We start from the raw sequence: 9,345 nt of genomic DNA on the forward strand, positions 1-9,345 counted from the left end.
ACCTGTCCGGTGATTCCGGAGGTCGGGGGATGAGAACACGCCCGCGGGAGGCCCGGCCAGGGACGGAGGCCGTCTCCTCATGATCCTCACGGGATCTTGCGGTTGTCGTCGCCCGTGCGCCCGCACCGGCGCCGTGCACAACGGCCGTACCGGCGGCCCTCGTTCCGGAGTGTGCCGAGCCCCCGTACCCGCGGCGTGCTCAGTCGCCGGACCGCCCCGCGCCGCGCCCCCACTTCACACGGGCCCACAGTTGCTTGTGGTCGGAGTGCTCGGAGTAGCTGAGGCCGCTGGACTCGACCCGTACGGACGGCGAGACGAAGAGGTAGTCCAACTTCCCCTTGCTGTGGGTGGGTTGGCCCAAACGGCAGGGCGCGTAACGGGCCCTCGGCAGCCCGGACGCACGGCGCTCGGGCTTCATCGCGTCGCCGCAGGGGCTGCTCGCCTCCTTGAACGCGCCGCTCGCCCCGTGCCCGTAGTTCCGGTCGTACAGGCGGCCGAGCACCCGGGAGAGCGGTACGTCGTTGATGTCGCCGCCGAGCAGCACGGTGTAGTGCGCGTACCGCGTGGTGAGCACCCGCCGCACCGTCGCCACCTCGCGCTGCCGGCTCGCGAGGTACTTGCCGCCGCCGGGCGTCAGATGCGCGGAGCAGACGACGAACTTCCGCCGCTCCGCGCGCACGCACACCATTTCGCGGTACTCGTCGCCGTCCGTGGAGCCGAGTTGGTGTACGTCCGTCTCGTCCTTGTCGAAGCCGAGGCCGTCGCGGAAGACGATGGTGTTGCCGAAGTCGGTGGGGTGGTGGCAGCGCGCGGGGGTGCCCGGGTTCCGCTCCAGGTTGCGGACGGGGCTGAAGAGGACCGTGTAGCCGGGCAGCCGCTGCTCCAGGCGCTCGTCCCAGTCGCGGCAGGTCTCCTGCGCCGTGACGAACGCGGGCTTGCGGTCCTCGATCTCCTCGGCGAGGGCGTCGGCGGGGGGATTGCCCTTGCCGCCGTGCTCCGTCGTACCGCCGGCCATGTTGAACTGCCCGATGACGTACGTGCCCGGCTTCGGCCCGGACTGCGCGGGCTGCGATCCCGAGTCCGAGCCGGCGACGAGGACGCCCGCGACCACGAGGCCGGCCGCCGCCACGACACCCGACAGCGAGGCGATCACGCGACGGATGGCGGCCTCCCCGGTTCGGTCCCCGGATGTGAAGTTCGGTACGCGCGCAAGCATGCAGAGGCGCACCGGGGGCGTCAACAGGCCGTCCGCCACGGCCGTGCGGCCCCCCGGGCCCGGCGGCTCCCCGCTCCCGTTCACGCGGGGTCACACACCGTTATCGGAAGGAAGCGGCCCCTCCCGGACCGTTAGGATTCCGGGCATGGCGGCCACTGGAACAGAGCAGACGGGATCGAAGGCGTACTACGTCACGACCCCGATTTACTACGTCAACGACGCTCCCCACCTGGGCCACGCCTACACGACCGTCGCAGGCGACGTGCTCACGCGCTGGCACCGTCAGCGCGGCGAGAAGGTGTGGTACCTCACCGGCACGGACGAGCACGGTCAGAAGATCATGCGCACCGCCGAGGCGAACGGCGTCTCCCCGCAGGAGTGGTGCGACAAGCTCGTCGAGGAGGCGTGGAAGCCCCTCTGGGAGCACCTCGACATCCGTAACGACGACTTCATCCGTACGACCGAGAAGCGGCACACCGAGCGCGTCCGCGAGTTCGTCCAGGATCTCTACGACAAGGGCGAGATCTACCAGGGCGGCTACGAGGGCCCGTACTGCGTGGGCTGCGAGGAGTACAAGACCTACGGCGAACTGCTCGACGGCGAGGGCGAGTTCGCGGGGCAGAAGCTGTGCCCGATCCACCGCTCGCCGGTGGAGATGCTCCAGGAGGAGAACTACTTCTTCAAGCTCTCAGAGTACGGCCCGAAGCTGCTCGAACACTACGAGCGCCACCCGGAGTTCATCCAGCCCGAGTCCGCGCGGAACGAGATCGTGAACTTCGTCCGGCAGGGCCTGGACGACCTGTCGATCTCGCGCTCGACCTTCGACTGGGGCGTCAAGGTGCCCTGGGACGACAAGCACGTCATCTACGTGTGGATCGACGCGCTCCTCAACTACGCGACGGCGGTGGGCTACGGAGCGGACCAGGAGCGCTTCGAGCGGACGTTCCCCGCGGACGTCCATCTGGTCGGGAAGGACATCCTCCGCTTCCATACGGTGATCTGGCCCGCGATGCTGATGGCCAACGGCCTCCCGCTGCCCGGCAAGATCGTGGCGAACGGCTGGCTGATGGTCGGCGGCGAGAAGATGTCCAAGTCGAACCTGACGGGCATCTCCCCGCAGCAGCTCACCGAGCACTTCGGCGTCGATGCCTACCGCTGGTACTTCATGCGGGCCATCGCCTTCGGGCAGGACGGCTCGTTCTCCTGGGAGGACTTCTCCGCCCGCTACACCAGCGAACTGGCCAACGACTACGGCAATCTCGCCTCCCGCGTCGCGGCGATGGTCGGCAAGTACTTCGGCGGCACGCTGCCGGAGGCGACGGCGAGCGGCGACGCCGAGCAGGCCGTCGTGGACGGCCTCGCGCAGGCGGCGGCCAGGGCGGACGAACGCATCGGCGACGAGCTGGACTTCGCCGGCGGCATCGCGGCGGTCTTCGAGTTCATCAAGCAGGTCAACGGCTATCTGACGGAGCAGGCACCCTGGAAGGTCGCCAAGGACGACTCCCCCGAGGCCCAGGCCCGGCTGGCGACGATCCTCTACACGGCCGCCGAGTCGCTGCGCGCCTGCGCGGTGCTGCTGAACGCGGTCATGCCGGAGTCGTCGGCGAAGCTGTGGGAGTCCCTCGGCGCCGAGCCGCACCTCGGCCCGCTCGCCGACCAGCGCATCGCCGACGCGGGCCGCTGGGGTCTGCTCCCGGCGGGCGCGACGGTCACCAAGGGCGCGGTGCTCTTCCCGCGCCTGGAGGAGACGAAGTAGCGCGCACTTCACGTCCGACGCCGCGGCGCAGGCCCGGAATCCCGTACGGGGGTTCCGGGCCTTCCGTCGTGAACGGGCGTTCTACGTACGGCAGTCGGGCACGCCTGCGGACGGGGCGCTGCCGCCGAGGCGTTCCCGTAGGGCCGCGAGCTGCGAGCGCAGGGTGCTCCCGGCCTCCTCCTCGGTGAGGTGGCCGAGCACCACATGGCCGGTGAGACCGTCCGCGAGAGCGATCAGCGCCCGTGCCTCACGGCGGTGCGCGGCGGCGGATCCGGCAGCCCGGCCCTCGGCATGCGCCGCCTCCGTGGCCGCCTCCGCGACGAGACGCACGAACAGCTCCTCCAGCGCGGCATAGCTGCTCCGCAGCGCCTCGGCGAGCGGCGGGCTGACGGCGGCCCGTGCGACGAACGCCAGCCAGATCCGCGCCTCCGAACGGTGTTCCGCGCGGAGCAGGGCGACTTCGGTGACGGCACGCTCCAGTACGGCGGCGGCCGACCCGCCCCTGCCCGGCCGGTCCCCGCCGTCCGCCTCACCGGCCCGTACCCGTTCCAGCACGCGTTCGCCGACGTGACCGACGGCGAAGAGCAGCATCTCCTCCTTGCTGCGGAAGCAGCGCTGCACGGCGCCCAGCGAGACCCGGGCGCGGGCCGCGACGTCGCGCAGTCCGACGCCCTCCGGCCCGTGGTCGCCCGCGAGGACGCACACGGCCTCGGCGATCCGCCGCCGCCGTTCCTCGTAGTCCACCTGCTTGGGCATCCCGGCCGCCTCCTTTATTCGATACGACTGTATCGAATACGAGATAGGCTCGTGCAGGCACCGCCGGAACGCACGACGTACGGCGCACGGCGCACGACGTACGGACGCAGGCGGTACGCGCGACGGCGGTGCGCACGACGTACGCAGGAACACGAAGGGGGAGAACGAGAGCCGTGCAGAACGCGAGAGAGCGGAAGGCGACCGCGCGGGACGCCCCGTGGAGGATGACGGCCGCGGCCCAGGCGGCGGCCGTACGCGACGGAGAGATCTCGGCCGTCGAACTCGTCGACAGCCATCTGGAACGCATCGCGGAGACCGGCCCGCGGATCAACGCGGTCACACAGCTCCTGGCGGAACGGGCCCGCGCGGACGCGGCGCGCACGGACCGACGGCGGGCGGCGGGCGAGGAGTTGGGGCCGCTGGCGGGTGTGCCGTTCACGGTGAAGGAGTGCACGCCGGTCGAGGGCGTACCGACCACGTTCGGCGCGACGCGGTTCCGCGACATGACCGCGGCGGCCGACGCGCTCCCGGTGGCACGGCTGCGCGCGGCCGGCGCCCTGCCGATCGGCCACAGCAACATGCCGACGCTGATCCTGGCCGGAATGCACACCCGCAGCGAACTGTTCGGCGACACGGTCAACCCGTGGGACCCCGCCCGTACGCCGGGCGGCAGCAGCGGCGGCGACGCCGCGGCGGTCGCCACGGGCATGGCACCGCTCGGGCTCGGCAACGACTCGGGCGGTTCGGTCCGGGTACCGGCGTCGTTCTGCGGGGTGGCGGGGCTCAAGCCGACGCCCGGACGCTTCCCCTCCGACCCCCGCGTCCTCGGCCCGGACGACCCCGGACCGGCATCCCAACTCCTCGTCACGGACGGCCCGTTGGCCCGTACGGTCGCCGATCTGCGGCTGGCGTACGAGGCCCTGGCGGGCACCGACCCGCGGGACCCGCGAGCGGTCCCGGTGCCCGCGTACGGCGAACCGCTGCCGCAGCCGCCGGTGGTCGCGGTGGTCGCGGATCCCGGCGGCCGGGGCGTCCACCCGACGGTCCGCGCCGCCGTCGCGAGGGCCGCCGCCGCGCTGCGGGACGCGGGGTACGACGTACGGGAGGTCGCGGACGTCCCCCGGCTCGACGAGGCGCTGGAGGCGTACGGCCGCATCACCGTGACCGAGTTCGCCCCGCGCTGGCCGCTGGTACGGACGCTGCTCGGCGAGGGCGGTGACCGCTGGATCGCGACGGCGATGGAACAGACCCCGCCGGCGACGTCCGCCGAACTGACGGAGCTGATGGGCACCTGGCTGGGCATCCGCCGCTCCTGGGCGGAGTTCCTGGAGGAGCATCCGCTGCTGCTGGCACCGGTGTTCACCGAGCCGCCCGTCGAACCGGGCCTGGAGTCCCGCGACACGGAGAGCCGCGACCGGGTCGCCTCGGCGATGCGCCTGTGCACGGCGAGCAGCTTCGCGGGCGTCCCCGCGGTGGCCGTCCCGACGGGCGTGAGCGACGGACTGCCGACCGGCGTCCAGCTCATCTCCCGCCCCTTCCGCGAGGACCTGTGCCTGACCGCGGCCCAGCACATCGAGGACGCCTTCGGCATCCTGACGCCGATCGATCCGCTGGACTGAGGCGCCGCCACCGCCCGGTCCCGCCTGCTCACCGGCGGCCCGCCCCTGTGATCGACTGCCGAAGGCGGCCGGGTCCCGCGGACGTCCAGGGCGGCCGCCGGGTGCGGGTGCGGGTGTGCGAGCGGAGCGGAGCGCGTCGGATGGGTCTCGCGTGGGTGGTCCTCGTCGTCTCGGGCGTACTGGAGACCGTGTGGGCGGGCGCGCTCGCCGCCTCCGGCACGCTCCACCGGCTGTGGCCGTCGCTCCTCTTCGTCCTCGCGCTGGCCGCCAGCATGGCGGGCCTGTCGTACGCGGTGAGCCACATCCCGCTGGGCACCGCGTACGGCGTGTGGGTCGGCATCGGCGCCATCGGCACGGCCGCGTACGGCATGGCGGCGCTCGGGGATCCGCTCACGGCCGCCCGTGTGCTGTGCCTGCTGCTGATCGTGGCCGGGGTGGTCGGGCTGAAGCTGCTGCACTGAGCCGTCGCCGTCGCCGCCGTCCGCGTCGTCCCTGTTGTCCCTGCCGTCCCTGTCGTCCTTGGGCCGGCCGTACCGTCCTCGCTGTTCATGCCGTGTGTGGCGTCTGTGCCGTCCGTGTGTGATCCGTGGTCCCGGCGGGTTACGACCTCGCACGCCGGGCACCCACCGACGCGGCGGGCCGCCGTCGCGGGGCCCGTCCCGTGTATGTCCCCGCACCGGTCCGTACGCCACGGCGACGGCATGACGACGGCATGACGACGCCGTGGCCGTACGGGCGGTGCGCTCCCAGCAGAACGAGCAGAACGAGCAGAAAGGCGGCACATCCGTGTCTGCACCACCGCTGCGCCAGAACCTGCGCTTCGACGCCGACGGCGTGGAGATCTTCGGCTATCTCGCACTTCCGGAGGGCGGTACGGGCCCCGGCGTCATCGTCATCCAGGAGTGGTGGGGGCTGACGGACCAGATCGCCGAGGTGGCGGACCAGTTCGCCGCGGCCGGCTTCGTGGCGCTCGCCCCCGACCTCTACGGCGGCCGTACGACGCACGACAGCGACGACGCGGCCCGGCTCGCCTCCGAGCTGCCGATGGGCCAGGCCGTACGCGAACTCGCGGGCGCCGTCGACTACTTGCTCGCCCACGAGGCCGTGCGGGGCGACGCCGTGGGCGCCGTGGGCTTCTGCATGGGCGGCGGGTTCGTCCTCGCGCTCGCGGCCGAGGCGGGGGAGAAGATCGCCGCGGCCGTCCCGTACTACGGCGTGACCAGCGACGACGAGGTGGACTTCTCCGGTGTGCGCGCCGATGTCCTCGGCCACTACGGCGAGTTGGACGAGAACGCCTCGCCGGCCCGCGCCGAGGAGATCGCCGCGCGCATCCGCGCGGAGTCCGGCGCGAACGTGACCGTCGAGCGCTACCCGGCGGGCCACGCCTTCGCGAACGAGGAGAACCACCTGGGTACGTACGACCCCGAGGCCACCCGGCTCGCCTGGGAGCGCACCCTCGCCTTCCTGCGCGAGCGGCTCTGAGCGCACCGGCCCCCCGGCCCCTCCGCGTTCACGGGTCGCGGGTCACGGGTCGCGCACGCGCCGCCGATCAGGGCAGCAGCACGACCTTGCCGCCGGGGTGCCCCTCCGCGAGGAAGCGGTGGGCCTCCGCGGCCTCGGCGAGGGAGTACCGGCGGGCGACGACGACCTCCAACTCGCCCTGGCGCGCGAGCTCGACGAGCCGCCGCCAGGCGTTGGCCCTGATCTCCGTGCCGGAGTCCGCGTTGGGGGCGGCGCCGATCAGCTTGATGCCGGTGTCACCGCGGTCGAAGGCGAGGATCGAGACGATGCGCGCGCGGTCCGGTACCAGTTCGAGCGAGGCGTCGATCGCCTCGCGCGTGCCCGAGGTGTCGACCACCGCGTCCACGCCCCCGGGAGCCGCCTCGCGTACGCGCTCCAGCAGCCCCGGTCCGTACGGGATCGCGGTCGCCCCGTACCGCTCGACGGACTCCAGCCGCCGCTCGCTCGCCGTACCGATGACCCGTGCCCCGTCCGCGACCGCGATCTGCACGGCGAGCAGGCCGACGCCGCCCGAGGCGCCGTGGATCAGCAGGGTCTCGCCCTCGCCGGCGCCGACGACGGTCAGCGCGTGCACCGCGGTCCCGCCGGCCAGCATCAGACCGGCGGCCGCCTCCCAGGACAGCTCCGGCGGCTTCGGTACGACGCTGGAGGCGGGGACGGTCAGCTCGGTCGCGTAGGCGCCGGGCACGGGGAAGGCGATCACGTCGGTCCCGGGGCTCAGCGGTCCCGCCGGGCCCTCCGCGTCCTCGCCGGCCGCGGTCACCACGCCCGCCAGTTCCTGGCCCACGGGCATCGGCAGCGCCGCGGGGTCGTCGCCCATGGCGCCGCTGTAGAGCTTGTAGTCCACCGGGTTCGTGCCGATGGCCATCGCCCGCACCGTCACCTCGCCGGGGCCGGGCGGCGGTACGTCGGACTCGGTCAGGGAGAGAACCTCCGGCCCGCCGTACGCCTCGGCCACCACACGTTTCGCCATGCCGCTCTCCCTCGCACTCCGGGGTCGCTCGCTCCTTCCGCCGGGTCGCACCGGGTGCGCGCCGCCGCGCGCGGGACGGCGGGCACCCGGAATCCGGCGGTCAGGCGCCCGTCACCGGGTCACGGCGTCGCGGGATCGCGGCGTCGCGGCGTCACGGCGTCACGGCGTGAGCGTCCGCACCGGCGCCCCCGCCGCCCACGCCGCGATGTCCTCCAGCGCCTCCCCGTAGAAGACCCGGTAGGTCTCCTCGGTGACGTAGCCGATGTGCGGTGTCAGTACGGTGCGCGGCGCCGTGCGCAGCGGATGGTCGGCGGGCAGCGGCTCCTCGTCGTACACGTCCAGGCCCGCCCCGGCGATCCGCCCCTCGATCAGCGCCTCGACGAGGGCCTCGGAGTCGAGCAGCGGACCGCGCGAGGTGTTGACGAGGAAGGCCGTCGGCTTCATCCACGACAGCTCCTCGCGTCCGACGAGGCCGCGGCTGCGCTCGCTGAGCTTGTAGTGGACGGTCACGATGTCGGACTCGGCGAAGAGCGTCCGCTTGCTGACGGGTTCGGCTCCGCGTTCGCGTGCGGTGGCCGGTTCGAGGTTGCTGCTCCAGGCCAGGACGCGCATGCCGAAGGCCCGTCCGACCGTGGCCACGCGGGACCCGAGCCGTCCGAGGCCGACGATGCCGAGGGTGCGTCCGTACAGGTCGCCGCCTATCGAGTGCTGCCACTGCCCCTCGCGTACGCCCGTCGACTCGGCCGGGATGTGGCGCAGCAGGGAGAGGATGAGCCCCCAGGTGAGTTCGGGCGTCGCGGTGGCGGGGCTCTGGGTGCCGCAGACGGTCACGCCGTGGCGCTCGGCCGCCTCCAGGTCGACGGCCGCGTTGGCCATGCCGGTGGTCACCAGCAGCCGCAGGTCCGGCAGGAGTTCGAAACGCTCCGCCGTGAACGGCGTCCGCTCGCGCATCGCGACGACCACGTCGTGGCCGCGCAGCGCCTCGGCGAGGTCGTCGTCGGCCGCGATGTGCTCGTGGAGGAAGGTGACTTCGGCGTCCAGGCTCTGCCAGTCGGCGAAGTGGTGGGCGGCCTGCTGGTAGTCGTCGAGGACGGCGACGCGCACGGTCGCTCCTTTCGTACGGGGATCGGGGCCGAGTCGTACGGGACCGTGACCGGGACCGAGATCGGGACCGGGCGGGGATCCCGCGCGCTCGGGGGCTCCTGGACGCTCGGGCTCCGGAACGGTGCGGTGCGGTGTGGTGCCGGGACGGCGGAGCCCGGCGGAGGGGGACGGGGACGGCGGGGACGGCGGGGCCGCCCGCACGGCACGGGCGCGGGCCCCTGACGTGGACCTTAAGGCCTTCCCGCGGTTCCGCGTAGTCCCTGAGGGGGACCCGGACCGATGCGACCTGGGACGGATGCCGTCGCCGTCGCGCCCAAATATGGTCGCTGCCATGTCCGTTCAGCTCGTGCGCGACCTCGTCGGCGACCTGGTGCGGGACGCCCTCGCCTGGCGTCCGCTG

At 72.9% G+C, this 9,345-nt stretch carries 8 protein-coding genes; 4 read left to right on the forward strand and 4 right to left on the reverse strand.

The genetic code is table 11. The features are described 5' to 3' along the window. Window positions 1–199: 199 nt before the first annotated feature. Window positions 200–1,153 (reverse strand): endonuclease/exonuclease/phosphatase family protein, encoded by a 954-nt coding sequence (locus AN218_RS01430; protein WP_171908558.1) that lies wholly within the window; start codon window positions 1,151–1,153, stop codon window positions 200–202. 208 nt (window positions 1,154–1,361) lie between these two features. On the opposite strand from AN218_RS01430, the gene metG reads away from it, so the two are divergent. Continuing rightward, window positions 1,362–2,972: a methionine--tRNA ligase gene (gene metG, locus AN218_RS01435; protein ID WP_070014593.1), complete on the forward strand. Its 1,611-nt coding sequence runs from the start codon at window positions 1,362–1,364 to the stop codon at window positions 2,970–2,972. An 81-nt stretch (window positions 2,973–3,053) separates the two neighbouring features. On the opposite strand, the gene AN218_RS01440 is transcribed toward metG, so the two are convergent. Beyond that, complete coding sequence (locus tag AN218_RS01440) at window positions 3,054–3,728, reverse strand: TetR/AcrR family transcriptional regulator (RefSeq protein ID WP_070014594.1); 675 nt, start codon at window positions 3,726–3,728, stop codon at window positions 3,054–3,056. 224 nt (window positions 3,729–3,952) lie between these two features. Here AN218_RS01440 and AN218_RS01445 point away from each other — a divergent pair, with 224 nt between their 5' ends. The 3 genes from AN218_RS01445 (at window position 3,953) to AN218_RS01455 (ending at window position 6,829) form a co-directional block, all read left to right on the forward strand. Beyond that, entirely contained in the window at window positions 3,953–5,347 is a 1,395-nt protein-coding gene (locus AN218_RS01445; protein ID WP_070014600.1) for an amidase, read from the forward strand. Window positions 5,348–5,487: 140 nt separating this feature from the next. Then, a complete protein-coding gene (locus AN218_RS01450; RefSeq protein ID WP_070014595.1) occupies window positions 5,488–5,808 on the forward strand; it encodes a DMT family transporter in 321 nt (106 codons plus the stop codon). A gap of 325 nt (window positions 5,809–6,133) precedes the next feature. Continuing rightward, window positions 6,134–6,829, forward strand: coding sequence for a dienelactone hydrolase family protein (locus AN218_RS01455; RefSeq protein WP_070014601.1), 696 nt, complete (start codon window positions 6,134–6,136; stop codon window positions 6,827–6,829). 67 nt (window positions 6,830–6,896) lie between these two features. On the opposite strand, the gene AN218_RS01460 is transcribed toward AN218_RS01455, so the two are convergent. Both AN218_RS01460 and AN218_RS01465 read right to left on the reverse strand, forming a co-directional pair. Further along, complete coding sequence (locus AN218_RS01460; RefSeq protein ID WP_171908559.1) at window positions 6,897–7,841, reverse strand: quinone oxidoreductase family protein; 945 nt, start codon at window positions 7,839–7,841, stop codon at window positions 6,897–6,899. A 159-nt stretch (window positions 7,842–8,000) separates the two neighbouring features. After that, window positions 8,001–8,945 (reverse strand): D-2-hydroxyacid dehydrogenase family protein, encoded by a 945-nt coding sequence (locus AN218_RS01465; protein WP_070014596.1) that lies wholly within the window; start codon window positions 8,943–8,945, stop codon window positions 8,001–8,003. Between the last annotated feature and the right edge of the window lie 400 nt (window positions 8,946–9,345).

Source organism: Streptomyces nanshensis, assembly GCF_001751255.1.
In the GTDB taxonomy this organism is placed as follows: domain Bacteria; phylum Actinomycetota; class Actinomycetes; order Streptomycetales; family Streptomycetaceae; genus Streptomyces; species Streptomyces nanshensis_A.